This is a genomic window from Halogeometricum pallidum JCM 14848, assembly GCF_000337095.1.
Lineage (GTDB): Archaea > Halobacteriota > Halobacteria > Halobacteriales > Haloferacaceae > Halogeometricum > Halogeometricum pallidum.
Genome location: NZ_AOIV01000008.1, coordinates 94,397 through 111,802, shown reverse-complemented (window position 1 = coordinate 111,802; position 17,406 = coordinate 94,397). Strand labels below are relative to the sequence as shown.

General features: G+C 67.2%; 19 protein-coding genes. 8 read left to right on the top strand and 11 right to left on the bottom strand.

Features of this window, described 5'->3' with window-relative positions; all coding sequences use genetic code 11:
- Window positions 1-52 precede the first annotated feature (52 nt).
- Window positions 53-877 (top strand): TrmB family transcriptional regulator, encoded by an 825-nt coding sequence (locus C474_RS04880; RefSeq protein WP_008384533.1) that lies wholly within the window; start codon window positions 53-55, stop codon window positions 875-877.
- A 219-nt stretch (window positions 878-1,096) separates the two neighbouring features.
- On the top strand, window positions 1,097-2,029 hold the full coding sequence (locus C474_RS04875; protein ID WP_152421595.1) for a MarR family transcriptional regulator: 933 nt from the start codon (window positions 1,097-1,099) through the stop codon (window positions 2,027-2,029).
- 32 nt (window positions 2,030-2,061) lie between these two features.
- Here C474_RS04875 and mptA read toward each other — a convergent pair whose 3' ends face one another.
- From mptA to C474_RS04855, 4 genes are all read right to left on the bottom strand, one after another.
- Window positions 2,062-3,000, bottom strand: coding sequence for a GTP cyclohydrolase MptA (gene mptA / locus C474_RS04870; RefSeq protein WP_049916725.1), 939 nt, complete (start codon window positions 2,998-3,000; stop codon window positions 2,062-2,064).
- Between the two features lie 99 nt (window positions 3,001-3,099).
- On the bottom strand, window positions 3,100-3,516 hold the full coding sequence (locus tag C474_RS04865) for a DUF7124 domain-containing protein (protein WP_049916724.1): 417 nt from the start codon (window positions 3,514-3,516) through the stop codon (window positions 3,100-3,102).
- A 210-nt stretch (window positions 3,517-3,726) separates the two neighbouring features.
- Window positions 3,727-3,963: a hypothetical protein gene (locus tag C474_RS04860; RefSeq protein WP_049916723.1), complete on the bottom strand. Its 237-nt coding sequence runs from the start codon at window positions 3,961-3,963 to the stop codon at window positions 3,727-3,729.
- A 201-nt stretch (window positions 3,964-4,164) separates the two neighbouring features.
- Entirely contained in the window at window positions 4,165-5,409 is a 1,245-nt protein-coding gene (locus tag C474_RS04855) for an NAD(P)/FAD-dependent oxidoreductase (protein ID WP_008384523.1), read from the bottom strand.
- Window positions 5,410-5,609: 200 nt separating this feature from the next.
- Here C474_RS04855 and C474_RS04850 point away from each other — a divergent pair, with 200 nt between their 5' ends.
- Window positions 5,610-6,209, top strand: coding sequence for a DUF6149 family protein (locus C474_RS04850; protein WP_008384522.1), 600 nt, complete (start codon window positions 5,610-5,612; stop codon window positions 6,207-6,209).
- Window positions 6,210-6,300: 91 nt separating this feature from the next.
- Here C474_RS04850 and C474_RS04845 read toward each other — a convergent pair whose 3' ends face one another.
- The 3 genes from C474_RS04845 to C474_RS04835 form a co-directional block, all read right to left on the bottom strand.
- Window positions 6,301-7,749, bottom strand: a complete 1,449-nt coding sequence (locus C474_RS04845) for an MATE family efflux transporter (protein ID WP_049916722.1) — start codon at window positions 7,747-7,749, stop codon at window positions 6,301-6,303.
- Window positions 7,750-7,781: 32 nt separating this feature from the next.
- Complete coding sequence (locus tag C474_RS04840) at window positions 7,782-8,375, bottom strand: TetR/AcrR family transcriptional regulator (RefSeq protein ID WP_049916742.1); 594 nt, start codon at window positions 8,373-8,375, stop codon at window positions 7,782-7,784.
- Window positions 8,376-8,512: 137 nt separating this feature from the next.
- Complete coding sequence (locus C474_RS04835) at window positions 8,513-9,859, bottom strand: NAD(P)/FAD-dependent oxidoreductase (protein WP_008384517.1); 1,347 nt, start codon at window positions 9,857-9,859, stop codon at window positions 8,513-8,515.
- A gap of 141 nt (window positions 9,860-10,000) precedes the next feature.
- On the opposite strand from C474_RS04835, the gene C474_RS04830 reads away from it, so the two are divergent.
- A complete protein-coding gene (locus C474_RS04830; RefSeq protein WP_008384515.1) occupies window positions 10,001-10,876 on the top strand; it encodes a homoserine kinase in 876 nt (291 codons plus the stop codon).
- A 125-nt stretch (window positions 10,877-11,001) separates the two neighbouring features.
- On the top strand, window positions 11,002-11,493 hold the full coding sequence (locus C474_RS04825; protein WP_008384513.1) for a universal stress protein: 492 nt from the start codon (window positions 11,002-11,004) through the stop codon (window positions 11,491-11,493).
- A 49-nt stretch (window positions 11,494-11,542) separates the two neighbouring features.
- Here C474_RS04825 and pdxS read toward each other — a convergent pair whose 3' ends face one another.
- Window positions 11,543-12,451: a pyridoxal 5'-phosphate synthase lyase subunit PdxS gene (gene pdxS / locus C474_RS04820; RefSeq protein WP_008384511.1), complete on the bottom strand. Its 909-nt coding sequence runs from the start codon at window positions 12,449-12,451 to the stop codon at window positions 11,543-11,545.
- A 171-nt stretch (window positions 12,452-12,622) separates the two neighbouring features.
- On the opposite strand from pdxS, the gene C474_RS04815 reads away from it, so the two are divergent.
- Window positions 12,623-13,375, top strand: coding sequence for a DUF1405 domain-containing protein (locus tag C474_RS04815; protein ID WP_008384509.1), 753 nt, complete (start codon window positions 12,623-12,625; stop codon window positions 13,373-13,375).
- A 37-nt stretch (window positions 13,376-13,412) separates the two neighbouring features.
- On the opposite strand, the gene C474_RS04810 is transcribed toward C474_RS04815, so the two are convergent.
- Window positions 13,413-14,072 (bottom strand): helix-turn-helix domain-containing protein, encoded by a 660-nt coding sequence (locus C474_RS04810; protein WP_008384506.1) that lies wholly within the window; start codon window positions 14,070-14,072, stop codon window positions 13,413-13,415.
- Window positions 14,073-14,224: 152 nt separating this feature from the next.
- Between C474_RS04810 and C474_RS04805 the strand changes: the two genes are divergently transcribed.
- Window positions 14,225-14,560: a DUF7344 domain-containing protein gene (locus tag C474_RS04805; RefSeq protein WP_008384505.1), complete on the top strand. Its 336-nt coding sequence runs from the start codon at window positions 14,225-14,227 to the stop codon at window positions 14,558-14,560.
- 263 nt (window positions 14,561-14,823) lie between these two features.
- Window positions 14,824-15,879: an enolase-like domain-containing protein gene (locus C474_RS04800; protein ID WP_008384503.1), complete on the top strand. Its 1,056-nt coding sequence runs from the start codon at window positions 14,824-14,826 to the stop codon at window positions 15,877-15,879.
- A gap of 12 nt (window positions 15,880-15,891) precedes the next feature.
- Here C474_RS04800 and C474_RS04795 read toward each other — a convergent pair whose 3' ends face one another.
- Together C474_RS04795 and C474_RS04790 are read right to left on the bottom strand one after the other, a co-directional pair.
- On the bottom strand, window positions 15,892-16,824 hold the full coding sequence (locus tag C474_RS04795) for an HFX_2341 family transcriptional regulator (RefSeq protein WP_008384501.1): 933 nt from the start codon (window positions 16,822-16,824) through the stop codon (window positions 15,892-15,894).
- A 69-nt stretch (window positions 16,825-16,893) separates the two neighbouring features.
- Complete coding sequence (locus tag C474_RS04790; protein ID WP_152421594.1) at window positions 16,894-17,292, bottom strand: hypothetical protein; 399 nt, start codon at window positions 17,290-17,292, stop codon at window positions 16,894-16,896.
- Between the last annotated feature and the right edge of the window lie 114 nt (window positions 17,293-17,406).

Here is a 17,406-nt window from a genome sequence, read left to right as displayed (position 1 = left end):
GATACGTGTAAACCTCCGATTCGTTTTTACCGATGGAGGCTGAGTGAGAGGTATGGCCAGCCTCCGGGACCTCGGATTGTCGGAGTACGAGGCGCGCGCGTACCGCTCGCTGCTTCGGACCGGCGCGACAACGGCCAAAGAGTTGTCACGTGCCAGCGACGTGCCGATGGGCCGCATCTACGACGTCCTGAACAGCCTCGAACAGCACAGCCTCGTGCGGAGTCAGGCCGCCAGTCGGCCGAAAAAGTACGTCGCCGTCGAACCCGACACGGCGCTGGACCGCCTGCTCGAGACGAAGCGGCAGGAGTTGTCCGAGAAGGCCGAACAGTACCAGGCCGTCGTCGACGACCTGACGAACGAACTGGAGGCCGCGGAGCCGGTTCAAGGGCAGTTTTGGACCGCCGCGGTCGGCATGGACGAGTCGGTCGACCTGCTTCTCGAACGACTCTCGGCGGCCGACGACTCGCTCGTTATCGTCGCCGGGGCGCTCTCGCCGCAGTTCGACCTCGGCCGCGTCGGCGAACTCGTCACCGAGGAGTTGGAGGCCGCCCTGGACCGCGGCGTCGAGGTGTCGGTGCTGATGTCGCCCGAAATCGTCGCCTCGCTCCCTCGGAGCGTCGGCCAACGCTACGTGGAGCAACTGGAGGACCACCCCCGATTCGAGGTGCGGACGACCGAACAGCTTCCGGGAACGTTCAATCTCATCGACAACATGGAGGTGTGCATCGAGGTCCCCAACCCGCTTGACCCCGGGGAGGCGTTCGCGATGATCGACCTGAAGGACGCCGACTTCGCCGCCGATATCCGGGGGATGTTCGACCCGCGCTGGGAGGAGGCCGACGCGCTGTCGCTCTCGACGGTCGACGCCGACGACTAACGGAGTCCCTCCGAAGCTTAATACGCTACTAAGCGAACTCCGACGGCGACTAAATCAGCCGCCTCCGTCCGTCTTACGTCGTCTCCTCCAGTCTCAGAAGCAATAGTTTCGATTCTGCGTGCGGCGTTCGCCCAGACCCTCGTTTACGTGAAAATAGTTTGATATAGTCGGTCCATGACAATACGGGCGCACGTTGTGGTACTCTAACACACACGAGTTATGAGTTCATATTCGGGAGTGGGCAACGGGAAGTCGTCCGTTCCGCGGGCGATGATACACAAGAAGATTCTGGACGCCGCCGAGTCGCAACCGAGCGCGTCGGTCGAGCAGGTCGCCGCCGCCGTCAACGGGGCGTCCGCCGACCTCGTGGAACGCGTCTTCGAGGAGTACGGCGATCCCGCCGAGAGCGAGGGGACGACCGGCGGTTCAGAACACGACGCGACCGAGGAGCAATCACAGATGGAACACGCACAGACGGACGGGGACGCGGGTGGAGTCGATCCCCGAGGCATCGATGAACCGAACGATCCGCCGACGCTGACGATGAAGCAACGGGAGGCGCTTCGGGCGATTCGAGTCTCGCCCGAGGCGACGCAGGGCGAACTCGCCGAGCAGTTCGGGGTGACACAGTCCACTATCAACAACCGTCTCAACTCCATCGAGGGGTTCGACTGGCAGCGCCGACGGGCGTTCGCGGAGGCCGCACTCGGGGACGAAGCGCTGCGAGGCGGGAGCGAGGTGACGCACGAACGGACCGACGGCGTGGGCGTCGATAACGGAGACGAGGCCGGAGAGACGGACGGGAACGACGCGATGGACTCAGAGGCCGACGGGCCCGGAGAATCGGAGCTAAGGGGGGAGACGGAAGCCGGCGACGCGGTCCGGTCGAACGGGGGGGACCCGGGCGCCGACCGCGCCCCCGAATCGAGGCGGGAGGTGCTAGCTCGCCTCGACGAACTCTCCGCGCGGGTAGCCGCCTTGGAGGATCGACTCGACGGCGCTCCCCCCGCGAGCGGCGACGAACCGCCGCCGCTGGGCGAACCGGACCTCGCCTGCAAAGTCGTCCGCGCCTGTTTCGACGCGCCGGACATCACGGAAGGCGAGGAGGACAGGATACTGAAGGCGGTCATCGCGTCCGGCGGACGGGCGTAGCGGGAACGGCCGTCGTCGGCGTCGAGGGCGGATTACGAGCGGTCGACGGTCTCGACCTCGGTGCGGAGTTCGCCGAGGGGGGTGACGCGCTCCGCGTGGGCGTTGTGCTGGTGGATGGATTCGTCGTTCGACTGCTTCATGTGAACCACGGCGTCGTCGGCGAGGTGGTCGAACTCCTCGACGACCTGTTCGGCCATCGAACGGACGCAGTCCTCGACGAACTTCGCGTCGGCGTGGGCGTGGTAGGTCATGTGGTCCTCGTCGGGCCGTTTGGCGAGGTTGTAGATGCGCGCGGACATCGAGTCGCGGGCGACGTCCACGAGGTCGATGAGGTCGACGTCGGGCGACCCGTTCGTCTCGACGGTCAGCGTCGCGTGACCGCGCTGTGAGTGACCCGGTTGCGGCACCTGTTCGAGGAACTCCTCGATGGTGTCGTCGTCGACCTCTAAGTCGCGGAGCACGTCGCGGGCGCGGGAGGCGGACATCCCCTGCGAACACGGGCAGACGGTCATGCCGACCACCTCGGCGCCGATCTCCTCGCGGGTACCCTCGTCGGTGGCGACGGCGCTGGCGATGATGTCCGTCGTGCTCTGCGTCGGCAGTCCCGACGCCGGCGTCTCCTCTTTGAGGACGAGTTCGGCGGTCATCCGCACCTCGGCCTTCGAGGTGTAGTCGTGCTTCGCGAGGAGTCGCTCGGCGGCGTCGCCGCACATGTCCTCGACGCGGTACGTCGGTTCGGCGACGGCCGCTTCGAGCACTTCGTCGATGACCTGCATGTTGCGGCTCATGTCGATACCCTTCCGACCGCTCGGTAGGTCGACGAACACCTCGAACTCCGCCATCAGAATCAGCGGTCGCTTGCCGTCGCGGGCGATTTTGACGAGTTTGTCGACGCCCGTCACTCCCACCTGACTCAGTCCGACGGTGACGTCGGGTTGGCTTGCCTGAACGTCAGGCAACTGGTGACTCATCGTACCAACGGTGGGTAGCGGCTCGATTAACGCTTTCGTTACGGGAACACCCCTCACGCGAGAATTCGACCGATACGGGGCGTCTCCCCGGCGTCGACGTCAGGGCCAGTCGTCCCGCGTCTCCGATTCGAAGGGGTCCGCTTCCTCCTCGTCGCCGGCCAGCGTCCCCCCGGCCGCCTCGGAAGCCTGTTCGAGGGGAAGATACTCCCAGCCCGTCTCTTCGGCCAACGCGCGGTCCTCCTCGGAGGTGCCGACGAACACGTGCCGGTCGGTGTCGAACTGGCGTTTCACGTTCTCCAGGCTCTCCTTGACGCCGCGGGGCCCCGAGAAGAAGTCCTGACGGACGCGGTGTTTCCGGGTGAAGTTCGTGACGACGTAGGTGGGCTTTTCGCTCACCACGCCGACGTACTCCGTCCACTGTCGCGCGTCGTTGAATACGACGGTCGGGTCGGCGAGCGCCTTCAGCGCCTCCAACTCGAACGCCAGCGTCATATCTGTCGAGCCGCCTCCGTCCATGATGAAACGTGGTCGCGTGGGACGCAAAACCGCTTCGATTCCGCGCACGCCGCCGGACGACCCGCGACGGACGGTGGAATCTCCTCCGGTGGACCGAGCGGTCGGGAAGCGCGACGGCGCGGCGACGAACGGTGAGAGCGGGGGCGGTAGGGGCGGGCGAGCCCAGAATGGCGGGGACGGGCGAGAGCGGAGAGGCGGGGCCCGTCGGCGTCAGCGGACGACGTAGTAGTCGGTGAAGCGGACGACGTCGCCGGGTGAGAGGTCGGGCGCCCGCACCGACGGCTCCGACCCGTTCGCGGCGTCGGCGACGACCCGTCGGGCCCGTTCGGAGAGTTGGTCGTAGTGGCGGACCGTCGCGTCCGCGTCGATGTCCGCCGGGCCCGTTCGCACTATGGTCATTCCTTCGTTCGGAATCTCCTGCTGTGCGCCTCGTGCGGTTCGTGACATAAGGTAACAAACGACATATTCTTTGATAAAGGTTGGGGAACGAACAGGAGTCCGGACCGGGGACGGGGCGGAGAAGAGACTGTCCTCGCAGGGGGGTTTCGCGTCGGGCGCGGTCGCTCGAACGGAATCGGTGCGGAGGAGAAACGGGGTCCGTAGGCGTAACGCCGGGTCGAACGAACCGAATCGCGAAGGGAGTCTACGTTACTCCGCGGGGGCCTCTTCGAGGTCGAGGTCGTCGATGTCGAACTGCTCCTGCATCAGCACGTCCTTCTGGTCGGCGACGACGCGTTCCTCGCGCATGAGCTTCTTGTACTTCGACTGCGGCGCGAGGTCACCGATGAGGACGCCGCCGCATATCTTCCCGTCTTTGAACGCGAGGCGCCGCCACTCGGTGTCGGAGTGTTTCGCCTCCGCCTCGTCGTCGCCCAGCGTCGGGTGGCCGAACGAGAGGAACGGGAAGTCGAAGTGCGTGATGGAGTACGAGGAGACCCAGCGGAACTCCTCGGACTCGTAGTCGACCATGTTCTTCGCGGCGATGGTACCCTGCTCCTTCGCGGAGCCCCACGCGCCGTTCTGCGCGCGTTCGCCGAGGATGACGTCGTGGAACTGCGTGATGTCGCCGGCGGCGAACACGTCGTCGTGGTTCGTCCGCATGTACTCGTCGACGACGACGCCGTTGTCGACTTCGATGTCGGTCCCCTGCAGAATCTCGGTGTTGAAGTCGAGTCCGATGGCGATGCCGACGAAGTCGGCGTCGTACTCGTCGCCGTTCGGGTCGACGGCCGTCGTGACCTCGTTGTTCTCGTCTACCTCGAAGTGGTCGACGCCGGAGTCGAAGACGGGTTCGACGTTGCGTTCGCGGAGCGCCTCGTGGATTATCTCCCCGCCCTCCCGCGAGAGCGCGTAGCGCCACCAGCAGTTCCCGCGCATGAGGTACTTGCCCTCGACGCCCTGCGCGGCGGTGATTGCCGCGAGGTCGATGCCGAGGAGGCCCGCGCCGACGACGACGGAGCTATCGGCCTCCTCCATGTGCGAGCGAATCTTGCGAGCGTCCTGGAACGTCCAGAAGTGGTGGACGCCCTCGGCGTCGGAGTTGTCGACGGGCAACTGCGTCGGCGTCCCCCCCACGGAGACGAGCAGTTTGTCCCACGACAGCGTCTCCCCCTCGTGCGTCTCGATGGTGTGCCCCTCGGGGTCGACATCGGTGACGAGCGTGTTCATCTTCAGGTCGATATCGCGTTCGTCGTACCACTCGGGGTCGTGGATGGAGATGGGCGCCTCCGGAAGCTTGCCCTTGGCGAACTCCTTGATCAGGATGCGGTTGTACAGGGCCTCGCCCTCGTCGGTGACGATGGTGATGTCGGCGTCTGGTTCCTCCTCTCGGAGGGTTTCGGCGGCGGAACTCCCCGCGACACCGTCGCCGATGATGACGTACGACTGAGTCATATGCGGAATCTTCGACTCCGGGGTTAATGTGAATTGCTATCCACATCATCCTTCGTGTGCCTTCGAGTTGTAACAAGAGTGTCTTCGCGCGCGATGACCGCTCAGTCCGCGCGGGGTTGGGTGACCCGTCGACGCCGCCGAGCGGTTCGCACCCGGCGACGCGGACCCTTGAAGTCCGTCCGGTCCCAATCGAGGAGTAGATGAAGCTCAGACAGAACATCCGTCACTTCGCCGCGAAGAAGGCGCTGACGATGCCCGTCGTCGGCGACATCGCCACGGAGAAACTGGTCGACCTGCACGTGCGGGTGTTCGGCGAGAAGGCGGACCCCGCACACCGCGAGGAGCGCGAACCCCACCTGGAGGCGTTCTTCGACTGCACGTTCGACACCTACGTCGCCGCCCTCGAAGAGGGCTACACCGAGGCGGAGGCGCGGGAGATAACCCACGTCCAGGCCAACTTCGACTTCTACAACCACGGCTGGACGGAGATGATGGAGTTCCCGGCCGACGAACTCGAGGCCCACTACGAACGCTACGAGCAGTTCTTCCGCCGCTACGGCATCGACATCGCGAACCCCCTCGGCGACTTCCGCACGCAGGAGGTTCCGGAGGCGCCGTCGACGCCCGAGCGACTGCAGGACCCCGAACACCCCCACGCGGAGGGCGGGTTCGCCGACGACGTGTACGTCGAGGACGAGGACGGCGAGGTGCGCGTCGGCGGGCAGGAAGAGCCCCGTGACGTGGATGTGAACGCCGCGCCCGGGATGCGCGACGGCGACACGGACGAGAGCGAAGCGTAGATTCGGTTTTCGGGGCGTCCCGTCACCGCGACGGGGGCGACAGCGTGTCGGCGCGCGTCGCCCGTCGGCGCCTCTGTGTCGGACCCTCGCGTCAGTCGTCCGTGGCGGGCGAAGCGCGCGGGGTGTCGTCGACGACGTCGTTCCGCCACGTCCCGCGCGTGAACCAGAGGCCCGCGAGGACGGCGGCGACGACGTTCGAGAACGCCGTGGCGTACCAGATGCCGTTCACCCCGAGGTCCGTCCACTCGACGAGCGCGTAGGCGGGCGGGATGCGGAGCACCCACAGCGACAGCAGCGAGAACGCCATGGCCGTGCGGGTCGAACCGCTCCCGCGGAAGCCGCCGGAGACGATTCTGAAGACACCGAGGAAGGCGAACGACGGCGCGATGATCCGCAGGTAGTCGACGCCGATGGCGACGACGTTCGGTTCCCCGGGGATGAACACCGCCACGATGGGTTCGGCGAAGGCGTACGCGACGACGCTCACCCCGGCGAGCGCGACGGTGATGAGCCCCACGCCGAGGTGGACCGCGCGCTCGGAGCGGTCGGGGCTGTCGGCGCCGAGGTTCTGCCCGACGACCGTCTCGACGCCCTGTTGGAGGCCCATGGCGGGCAGGAACACCAGCGAGTTCAGGCGGTTGCCGATGCCGAAAGCGGCCACCGTCGCGGAGGTGTCGACGCCGGCCACCGTCGCGCCCGCGTAGGCGACGAGCGCCGTGAGGGCCGTCACGCCGAGTGCGCGCGTCGACTGCTCGACGCTCGTCGGCGCGCCGATACGGACGATTTTCCGCACCGTCTCGGCCTTGAGGAGGAGGTCCTCCTTCGAGAGGTGGATGCCGACGCGCCCCGAGAACAGCAGCGCGAACCCGACGAGCGCGCCCACGCCGCGGGAGAACACCGTGGCGACGGCGGCGCCCTGCACGCCGAGGCCGGCGAATCCCGTCGTCGCGTACAGCGCCGACTGGAGGCCGCCCAGTCCGAGCATCCCGAACACGGGGTTGCTCTGGAAGCCGAGGATGAGGAACGGGTCGAGGACGACGTTGAGGACGACGCCGAACGCCATGAGGTACATCGGCGTCCGGGTGTCGCCCCACCCGCGCAGGAGCGCCTGGAAGATGAAGAAGCCGAACATGAAGTAGACGCCGAGGAAGATGGTGCGCGTGTACGTCACGGCCAGTGAGTGAACCTCGGTGCCGGGCGTCGTGCCGATGAGGGGCAGGAGCGACGGCGCGAGGAGGTAGCCGAGCGCCGAGAACGCGACGGATAGGAGGGTGACGAACGCGATGGTCTGCCCGGCGACGTGGTCGACCCTGTCCTCGCGGCCCGCGCCCTTGTTCTGCGCGACGAGGACGGTGCCGGCGACGGTGAAGCCGCCGCCGATGGATATCATCAAGAAGACGATGGGCCAGGCGAACGAGAGCGCCGAGACGGCGTTCTCGCCGACGCGGCCGACCCAGAACGTGTCTGCCAAGTTGTAGCACACCTGCATCAACTGCGAGAGGACGATGGGAAGCGAGAGCACGAGGAGCGGTTTCAGCATCCCGCCCTCGGTAAGGTTCACGTCGCGCGAACTCACTCGGTCTCGTCCCCCTCGTCTGCCTCGCCCTCAGCGACGAGCAGCGACGAGAACACGAACTCGTCGAGGGCCGCCGCGACTTCCGCGGGCGCCTCGTCGGCACCGACCGTCACGCGTTCGCTCCGCGCGCCGTCGAGGGCGTCGAAGACGAGACGCGCCGTCCGGTCGGGGTCCACCTCGCGGAAGACTCCCTCCTCGATGCCGTCCCGGACGACGTCCGCGAGGCGGGAGCGGATAACCGCCTCGTTCGTCCGCAACTGCTCCCGGTAGGCGTCCTCGTACGGGGCCTGCATCCGGAGTTCCATGATGGCGAGGCCGAATCGGTCGTAGTCGTCCTCGCCGTCGTCGTCGGGTACCATTCGCGAGACGAAGCCGCGAAGCCGCTCTTCGGGGCCCTCGTCCTCGGTGTCCTCGAACCGCTCTTCGAACCGCTCGATGAGGTAGCGGAGGAAGGCGACCAAGAGGTCCTGTTTCGTGTCGTAGTGGTAGTGCAGGAGCGACGTGCTCTTGTCCGCCTCGTCGGCGATGTCCTGCATCGTCAGTGAGGCGAACCCGTTGGCGCAGAGCGCCCGGTACGTCGCCTCCATCATCGTCTCGTGTACGTCGGTGGGCACCGACGACTCTACTCGTTCGCTCACTAACTGACTGGTCAGTCAGTAACGGTGAAAGGGGTTTCGATTCGTGTCGATCGGGAGATACTCGCGAGCGGATCGGGAAGGGAGAGCCGTCAGTCGTCGGCGACGGTCGAGGCGGCGTCCGCATCCACGCGCTTTGCGATGCGGTCGGCGCACTCGTAGCCGGCGACGATGCCGCCGTTCAGCGAGCGCTCGGGGTACTGCGCCTCCGAGGCCATACCCGCGTAGTAGACGCCCTCCGCCACGTCGTCGGCGAGGTCGTAGGGGACGACCATGTCGAGGTACCCGCGCTCGTAGATGGGGCCGGCGCGCGGGTTGCGCGCGATGCGGAACTGCTCGACGGCCGAGCGGTCGAACCCGGGGAACATCGACTCTATCTCGTCGAACCAGAGCGATTCGACCTCCTCGTCGCTCATCTGCCAAAGCTCCTCCTCGGGGCCCTGCACGTAGCTCGCGACGTACATCAGGTGTTGTCCCCCGTACCGCTCCTTCGGAACGAAGTTCGTGTGCTCGATGAGCGAGCCAAACGGGGCGTCGTGGGCGACGTTGAGCCAGTAGGTGTCCATCAGCGACTCGTTCATCGTGGCGAGACCGCACACCGCGCCCTGGAACTCGATGTCGCACTCGTAGCCGGTGAGGTCTTCGAGCACGTTCGGCATCGCCGCGACGACGGCGGCGTCCACGTCGTGCGTCTCCGTCCCCGACTCGGTTTCGACGGTCATCGACCCGACGGACTCGCCCTCGGTCTCCATCCCGGTGACGCGCGCCCCCGTCGTGATGTTCTCGCGGCCGACGGCCTCCACGAGGGCGTCCAGCAGGGGTCGGAACCCGCCGTCGAAGTAACCCAGAATTTCGCCGCGGAGCAGGTCACGTTCGCCGCGGAAGCGGACGCGCCCGAGGAACCAGGCGGCGGACACGTCGTTCTTTCGCTCCCCGAATTTGCCATCCAGAAGGGGGTCGACGAAGTTGTCGTAGACGCCCTGCGTCGTGTGTTCCACGACGAAATCGCGGATGGAGACGTTCTCGTACTCCGAGAGGTCGTCGTAGGCGTCGAAGTCCGGCACCCCGCCGCGCACGTCGATACCCTGCGTGAGCATCCCGAGGCGGAACTTATCGTAGACGCTCATGTGCGGGTAGGCGGCTATCTGCCACGCCGTGTCGAGGGGATGGACGACCCCGTTCACGTAGTAGGCGTTCTTGCCGACGCGCCACTGCAGTTTGTCGCCGAGGCCGAGTTCCTCGGCGAGTTCGACGATGGTCTCCTCGGACTTCGAGAGGTGGTGATAGAACTTCTCGATGTCGTCGCCGGCCGTCTCGTAGACGGCCGCGAGGCCGCCCACGTCGTCCGTGGCCTCGAACACCTGTACGTCGTATCCGCGCTGTCGCAACCGGTACGCTGCGGCGAGTCCTGCGATTCCGCCGCCGACGACACCTATCATGTACCGGGCTACGCGACCCCGTGGAAAATCCCTTCCGTTCGCCCGCGCCCCGATACGTCGGTCGGGGAGACAGACGCCTCGCAGGACGTGTATTTCCCCGCTTCGCTACCTTTTTACCCGCAGTTGGGGAAGAAACGGTCCATGCGAACGGTTAGGGCACCCGCGACGAGTGCGAACCTCGGGAGCGGCTTCGACGTCTTCGGCGTCGCCCTCGACCGACCTGCGGACGTGATTCGCGTCGAACGCGCCCCGCGCACGACCATCGACGTGACCGGCGTCGGCAGCCAGTACATCCCGACCGACCCCGAAAAGAACGTCGTCGGCGCCGTCGCCGACGCCCTCGACGCCCCGGCGCACATCGAGATAGACAAAGGCGTCAGGCCATCCTCGGGACTCGGTTCGTCGGCGGCCAGCGCCGCTGGCGCCGCCCTCGCGCTGAACGCCCTCTACGAACGGGGACACACCCGGACCGAACTGGTCCCCGTCGCCGCCGAGGGCGAGGCCGTCGTCTCCGGCGAGGCGCACGTCGACAACGTCGCTCCCGCCCTCCTCGGCGGATTCACCGTCGCCCGCGAGGACGAGGTGACCCCCGTGGAGACGGATATCTCCCTGGTCGCCTGCCTCCCCGAGATAGCCGTCTCCACGCGCGACGCCCGCCGCGTCGTCCCCGACCGGGCCGACATGGCGGACGTGGTCCACACCGTCGGGTCGGCGGCGACGCTGACCGTCGGGATGTGCCGGTCGGACCCCGAACTCGTCGGCAAGGGGATGGACGAGCGACTCGTCACGCCCGCGCGGTCGGAACTCATCACCGGCTACGACGCCGTCCGGTCGGCGGCGCTGGAGGCGGGCGCGACGGGCGTCACCGTCTCGGGCGCGGGGCCGTCCCTGCTCGCCGTCTGCGACCCCGACGAACGGGGGCGAATCGCGGCCGCGATGCTCGACGCCTTCGAGGACGCCGGCGTCGAGGCCCGGGCGTACAAGACGAGGGTCGGCGGCGGCGCGGACCTGTTCTGACCGATTCTCTTCCCGTTCGGACGCCGACCGGCGGTCTACCGGACGCCTCCGTGCCGACCGCTCCCGTGCGCTCCGACAACACGTATTCGAGTAGATATTTCACGACATCGAACGTACGTTCGAGTATGAACCACGCACTCGTCGTCGTGACGCCGGGCGAACGCGGCCGCCGCCTCCTCCGCGAGGCGGGCGAGTACGCCGCCGCCACCGACGCGGAACTCGTCCTCTTGACCGTCATCCCCGAACAGGAGTTCGAGGAGAAGCGCCGGGCCGTCGCCGGCATCGGGTCCTCGGACGCCGTCTACACGCTCGAACAGGCCGAGGAGTCGGCCGAACGCGGCGCGATGGCGCTGGCCGACGAGGAACTGGCGGGCGTCGACGTCTCCTACCGGCCCGTGGGGACCATCGGTCGCGAGGCGGCCGCCATCCTCGACGTGGCCCGCGCGGAGGGCGTCGACCACGTCTTCCTCGGCGGGCGGAAGCGCTCGCCGACCGGGAAGGCCCTGTTCGGCGACGTGGCACAGACCGTGCTCCTCAGCTTCGACGGCCCCGTCACGGTCGTGATGGGCGAGGACGCGGTCGATTCGAGCACCTCGGACGCGAACACCGTCGCGTAACGCCGACAACGCGCGAGACCGCAGAAGAGAAAACGACTCTTTTTCCGACTCAGACGCCGCGACCCTGCAGTTTCTCCTCGTCAGGGAGCGTGGCGTTCGCCTCGCCCTTCATCCCCGAGCCGATGTTCGAGGAGATATCCGCGAGTCGCTCGGGGTCGTCCCAGTTGTTGACCGCCTCGACGACGGCTTCGCCCATCACGTCGGGGTTCTCCGCGCCGAAGATGCCGGACCCGACGAAGATGCCGTCGCAGCCGTGATGCATCATCAGGGCGGCGTCGGCGGGCGTGGCGATGCCGCCGGCGGCGAAGTTCACGACCGGAAGCCGGCCCATCTCGGCCGTCTCGTGGACGAGTTCGGCGGGCGCCTCGTGCTCTCGGGCCCACTTTTCGCGCTCCTCGTGCGTCTTACCTTCGAGTTCGCGGATGGCGCCTTTGATGTTGCGCTGGTGGTGGACGGCCTGGTTCACGTCGCCCGTGCCGGCCTCGCCCTTCGTCCGAATCATCGCCGCGCCCTCCTCGATGCGGCGGAGCGCCTCGCCGAGGTTGCGCGCGCCGCAGACGAACGGCGAGGTGAAGTCGCGCTTGTCGATGTGATAGCGGTCGTCGGCGGGCGTCAGCACCTCGCTCTCGTCGACCATGTCAACCCCGATGGACTCCAGAATCTGCGCCTCCTTCGTGTGGCCGATGCGCGATTTGCCCATCACGGGGATGGAGACGGCGTCGATTATCTCCTTCACGTCGGCGGGGTCGGCCATCCGGGCCACGCCGCCGCGCTTGCGGATGTCGGCGGGGACCGCTTCGAGCGCCATGACCGCCACCGCGCCCGCCTCCTCGGCGATTCGTGCCTGTTCGGCGTCGACGACGTCCATGATGACGCCGCCCTTCTGCATCTGCGCGAAGCCGCGCTTGACGAGGTCCGTCCCGCGACGGAGCTCTTCCAAATCGGTCTCTTCGGGCATACTCGGAGGTTACGGGTCGACCTACTTAAGACCAACCAGTGCGGCCGACGGCGGGCGGGACGGGAGTCGCGCGCGGAGGGTGACCGTTCGACTCGGTCGGCCCGGTCGGCTCCCGACCCCTCCGATTCCCCGAACCGCCATCGCTTTGTAACGCTCGTCCCTGCCCGACGTATGGCCGCGTCCACCGGACTCAGTCGCCTGTTCGACGGCGACGGACTCCCGCCCGCCGACCGACTCCCGCGGTGGCTCGCACCCCTGCCCGAACGGGTGGAGAACGCGGGACTCACGCTCGTCTGGGTCGTCGTCGCCACCAACCTCCTCGGCACCGCGTTCGGCTTCTGGTACTACGGCTTCCACCCGCTCCCGCTCTCGGACCCGCTGATAACGTGGCAGTTCGCGAGCGAACCGGTCGTGATGTGGCCGTTCGTCCCGGACAGTCCGGTCGGAACGCTGTTCGTCGCGGGCGCGTTCGCTCTCTGGAAACTCGGCCGGTCCAACGAGTATCTGAACGCCCTCGCGTTCTTCGGCTGTCTGAAGCTCGGGCTGTGGACCCCGTTCGTCCTCGTGACGTTCTCCGAGGCGTTCCTCGCGGGGACGGTACTGCCGATGTATCTCTTTCTCGTGTTCAGCCACCTCGCCATGGCCGTCGAGGCGTTCGTCCTCCACCGCATCTCGGATTTTCCCGTCCGGGCCGTCGCCGTCGCCGTCGTCTGGTACGGGTTCAACGACGTGGTCGACTACTTCGTTCCGATCGTCGGGAACCCGCACCACACGTCGCTACCGCTGGCCGACGCCGTCCCGTTCGCGGGGTCGACCGTCCTCCAGGTCGCCGCCGCCGGGGCGGTCACGCTGACCCTGGCCGCGACGTTCCTCACGCTCTCGACGCGCGTGAAGAAGTTGGAACTCCGCTCGGGCCGGGTCTGAGGCGACGAACGCGGACGCGACGACGCGAGGTCGGCGCTCAGCGGTCGTTTCCGGACCGCGACATCAACGCCCGACGGAGGACGGTGTCGGCCGCCCGTCGGATCCGTTCGGAGGCCGCCTGTTGGCTGATTCCGAGTTCGTCGGCTACCTCCGACAGCGTCACCCGCCGCGGCACCTCGAAGTACCCCGACTCGACCGCCAACGCGAGGGCGTCCGACTGTTTGGTCGTGAGGTCGAAGCCGTACTCTGAGGCGTACTCCGCGTCGAGCGTGGCGATTCGCTCGACGTGCAGGTCGACGCCGCGCGCCCGGCAGTCCTCGTGGAACGCCGCGAGGTCGCGGTGGTCCGGAAACCGGAGTCGAAACGACCACGTCCGACCGCCGGACGCTTCGAGGATGGTGCCGTCGTGCGCGGCGATGGCCCCCGTCAGACTCGGCGTCGTCTCCGTCCAGCGCACCTGGTAGAGCACCCGCCCGTCGACGCGCGCGAGCGCTCGCAACTCCTCGACGGCATCGCTCCCCCGCACCGAGCGCTCGAACGCCTCGGACTCCGCTCCGGACGCCCAGAAGAAGGGCATCACGCTCCCGTCCGTCGGGACGACCCGTTCGAGTTCGACGCGCACCTCGGGGCCGACCTGCGTCACCCGCCCGAGGTCGAAGGCATCCGCGTCGACGAGAACGTGGACGATGACTACCATCGGCTCTGAGACGGCCCACCCCTATTTGAAAGGCATGATTGCACAGGCATCGGTTTAAGAATAGTAAGAGACCAAGATTGTTATGTGTGCCGGACGGTAGCGCGGGTGGGACCGCCGCCGTGTCGGCTTCGAGGCGGGGTGAGAGGGCACAAATGTCGGGAGCAGATGACCGGAGACCTGAGCGCGACTCCGACCGAGTCGACGAGCGATTCGAGGCGTTGTCGAACGCCTCCCGGAGACGAATCCTCCTCGAACTCCTCGACCAGGAGTCGCTTCGAATCGACGCGGAACTCCTCGGCGACGGCGACGATGCCCCGCCGGGCCGTCGGGCGACGTTGTACCACGTCCACCTGCCGAAACTCGACGCGACGGAGTTCGTCGAGTGGGACAGAGACGAGGGCGTCCTCCGTCGCGGCGCGCGGTTCGACGACCTCGTACCGCTGCTTCGGTTCGTTCGCGACGACCGAGACGACCGCTCGGGACAGTGACGGAAGCGTCCGCGGAGGCGGTCCGTCGGGGCCTCGCGCACGAACGCTCGGACGGGCAAGGTGGCTCCCGCCCCCCCCCCGCGTCGTCCGCAGTAATATACAAGGCGAACAGTGAATACACGAACTACCCTCTTCGAGGGTAGATTGCTTCTTCTGAACTACGAGAGAGAGTCCGAGGGCGTCTCTACGGAGTTCTCTCTCGGGCGACGGCGGCGGGGGTCGGAAACAGAACGCGAACTGGCGAGCGTACCGGTCGAACACCCATGAGCGGCCTCTACGACGCCGTCTCCGGGCTTCCGCTACGTATCACCGACACGGCGCGGACGCGGCGGGAACGCGACACGTCGAGCGGGTTCCAACGCACGACGACGACGTTTCACCTGCGGGGCGACGACGCCTCCGGCCGCGGCGAGGACGTCTCCTACGACACGGAGGACCACAAGGTGCTGGAGAGCGCTCCCGCGTTCGACCTCCGGGGACGGTACGGGTCGTTCGCCGCCTTCTCCGAGTACCTCGACGACGTCGACCTCTTCCCGAGGGCGCCGCCGGCGCGCGAGACGGCCCGCCACTACCGACGGTGGGCGCTCGAATCCGCGGCGCTGGACCTCGCGCTCAAGCAGAACGACCGCTCGCTCGGGGAGGCCGTCGGCCGGACGCCGAACCCCCTCCGGTTCGTCGTCTCGACCCGACTGGGCGACCCGCCGACGACCGACCGGGTGGAGGAACTGCTCGACGCCGACCCCGAGGCGGAGTTCAAACTCGACCCGACGACCGACTGGACCGACGAACTCGTCGACTCGCTCGCCGGAACGGGCGCCGTCCGCATCGTCGACCTGAAGGGACACTACGAGGGCACCGACGTGGACCAGGCGCCCGACCCCGACCTGTACGAGCGAGTGCTGCGGGGATTCCCGGACGCGGTGGTCGAGGACCCGGCGCTCACCGAGGAGACGCGACCGCTGTTCGACGGCGAGGAGGACCGCGTCTCGTGGGACGCGCCAATCACCGGCGTCGATTCGGTGCGCGAACTCCCGTTCGAGCCCTCGTGGCTGAACGTCAAACCGTCGCGGTTCGGCACGGTCGAGTCGCTGTTCGAGACCATCGAGTACGCCGAGGCCAACGACATCTCGCTGTACGGCGGCGGCCAGTTCGAGTTGGACGTCGGCCGCGACCACGTGCAACTGCTCGCGTCGCTGTTCTACCCCGACGGCCCGAACGACGTGGCGCCGGGCGAGTACAACGACCCCGCCGTGGCCGACGGCCTCCCGACGAGTCCGCTCGAGGCCCCGGCGAATTCGGCGGGTCTCGACTGGGAATAGCGCTCTCGAAGGTCAGAACTCCCCGCCGGTCCGGGAGAGTTCGTCGGCGTCGGCGCCGGCGTGCGACCGGACCCACAATTCGCCGATGCGCGAGAGGCGCGTGCGGTAGGACTTGCCGTGTTCCTCCTGTTCGATGTAGCCCTTCCCGCCGGGACCCAGTCTGTCGACGTTGTAGATGACCTTCGAGCGGAAGGAGTCGGTGTACTCCTCGTTCATGTCGCGGGCGAGCGTCTCGGCCAACTCGGAGACGGACTCGAACTCGCCGTACTCGCCCAACTCGAAGAGGATTATCTCCTCGAACGGCTTGACGTTCGAGAAGGAGGCGACGGGCAACTCGACGATGTGCTCGTCGCCGATGCGCTTTGCGCCGATGGTCGTCCCGCGTTCGTCGAACTCCTCCAAGAGATCGGACGCCGTCTCGAACCGCTCGCGGACGCGGTCGTCGTCCAACTCCTCGCCGTCCAAGAGGTCGCCGAGCAGGTCGCGCGCCTCGCGGACCTCCTCCGCGAGTTCGGTCTCCAGATACTTCTCGGGGGCCGTGTAGTAGGTGTGGATGCGCTCTCTATCCTCCTGTCGCTCGACCATCACCGAGTGGGCCGCGGTGGCGAACGCGAAGGAGACGGGCCGCGGCATCGCCGAGACGTTCACCCACACCTCGGCGTCTTCACCTCTATCGAGTTCGGTGTTGATGAGGTCGTACGCCTGCTCGAACGCCGTGTCGTAGTCGTACACGTCCTCGATGACGACGCGTTCGGTATCGGCGCCGAGGAGGTTCTGGAAGTCCTTTTCCAGTTTCTGCGAGAGGTTCTGCGAGTACTCGACGTTCGCCTCGCTTCCCACCGCCCCCTCCAACAGGATGACGCGGTCGACGTCCAACTGGTCGCGTATCAGCGGCGCGATGAGTCGGTCGTAGTCGAACCCGACCGGGACGATGTGCGTCTGCATACGCGGTAGGTGGCTCTCGCGGCTATAAAAGTCACCAGATGGCGTCTCGGGGAGTCAGACGAGGCGGCGTCAGAACACCCTCTCTCCGCCGGTGGTCACGTTCAGCGTCCCGACGGTCGAAGAGTTGACCGAGTCGCTGGCGACGAGCGTCACGTTCGCGTGCGCGGGCAGAGAGAGGATCACCGTCGTCTGGCCGGGGTCGAGTTCCGTCGTGCGGAACGTCCGCCCCGACGCCTCGACGACCGAGATGGTCGTCACGGTCCCGGCCTCCGGCGTGGACTTCAGCGTGACCCGCGTCCGGACGCCCGTCCCGGACCACGGTTCTGTCGCCGAGACGCGCTCGAAGACGGCCGAGTCGCTCGTGTCCGCCTCGGCGGTCGGACCGACCGTGAGACAGCCACCGAAGGCGACGCTACAGACGACGAGGAACGCGGCGAGCACGCGGCGGCGACGGGAGGTTCGAGCCACACGGCCCCATCGCCGGGAGCCGGAAAAAGCGTTCCCGCCGAGGCCGCCGGTCCGGACGGCGACCGCGGGAGGTGGGCGCAACGCCGCCAGTTAACTGTCCCGCGTCTGTCGTTC

Excerpts from the sequence above, each read along its gene's own strand:
- C474_RS04795 (WP_008384501.1), bottom strand. The coding sequence starts at position 16,824 with ATGCAGACGCACATCGTCCCGGTCGGGTTCGACTACGACCGACTCATC.
- C474_RS04865 (WP_049916724.1), bottom strand. The coding sequence starts at position 3,516 with ATGGACGGAGGCGGCTCGACAGATATGACGCTGGCGTTCGAGTTGGAG.
- C474_RS04830 (WP_008384515.1), top strand. The coding sequence starts at position 10,001 with ATGCGAACGGTTAGGGCACCCGCGACGAGTGCGAACCTCGGGAGCGGC.
- mptA (WP_049916725.1), bottom strand. The coding sequence starts at position 3,000 with ATGAGTCACCAGTTGCCTGACGTTCAGGCAAGCCAACCCGACGTCACC.
- C474_RS04855 (WP_008384523.1), bottom strand. The coding sequence starts at position 5,409 with ATGACTCAGTCGTACGTCATCATCGGCGACGGTGTCGCGGGGAGTTCC.
- C474_RS04825 (WP_008384513.1), top strand. The coding sequence starts at position 11,002 with ATGAACCACGCACTCGTCGTCGTGACGCCGGGCGAACGCGGCCGCCGC.
- C474_RS04860 (WP_049916723.1), bottom strand. The coding sequence starts at position 3,963 with ATGTCACGAACCGCACGAGGCGCACAGCAGGAGATTCCGAACGAAGGA.
- C474_RS04810 (WP_008384506.1), bottom strand. The coding sequence starts at position 14,072 with ATGGTAGTCATCGTCCACGTTCTCGTCGACGCGGATGCCTTCGACCTC.
- C474_RS04805 (WP_008384505.1), top strand. The coding sequence starts at position 14,225 with ATGTCGGGAGCAGATGACCGGAGACCTGAGCGCGACTCCGACCGAGTC.
- C474_RS04800 (WP_008384503.1), top strand. The coding sequence starts at position 14,824 with ATGAGCGGCCTCTACGACGCCGTCTCCGGGCTTCCGCTACGTATCACC.
- C474_RS04840 (WP_049916742.1), bottom strand. The coding sequence starts at position 8,375 with ATGATGGAGGCGACGTACCGGGCGCTCTGCGCCAACGGGTTCGCCTCA.
- pdxS (WP_008384511.1), bottom strand. The coding sequence starts at position 12,451 with ATGCCCGAAGAGACCGATTTGGAAGAGCTCCGTCGCGGGACGGACCTC.
- C474_RS04815 (WP_008384509.1), top strand. The coding sequence starts at position 12,623 with ATGGCCGCGTCCACCGGACTCAGTCGCCTGTTCGACGGCGACGGACTC.
- C474_RS04875 (WP_152421595.1), top strand. The coding sequence starts at position 1,097 with ATGAGTTCATATTCGGGAGTGGGCAACGGGAAGTCGTCCGTTCCGCGG.
- C474_RS04880 (WP_008384533.1), top strand. The coding sequence starts at position 53 with ATGGCCAGCCTCCGGGACCTCGGATTGTCGGAGTACGAGGCGCGCGCG.
- C474_RS04845 (WP_049916722.1), bottom strand. The coding sequence starts at position 7,749 with ATGCTGAAACCGCTCCTCGTGCTCTCGCTTCCCATCGTCCTCTCGCAG.
- C474_RS04835 (WP_008384517.1), bottom strand. The coding sequence starts at position 9,859 with ATGATAGGTGTCGTCGGCGGCGGAATCGCAGGACTCGCCGCAGCGTAC.
- C474_RS04850 (WP_008384522.1), top strand. The coding sequence starts at position 5,610 with ATGAAGCTCAGACAGAACATCCGTCACTTCGCCGCGAAGAAGGCGCTG.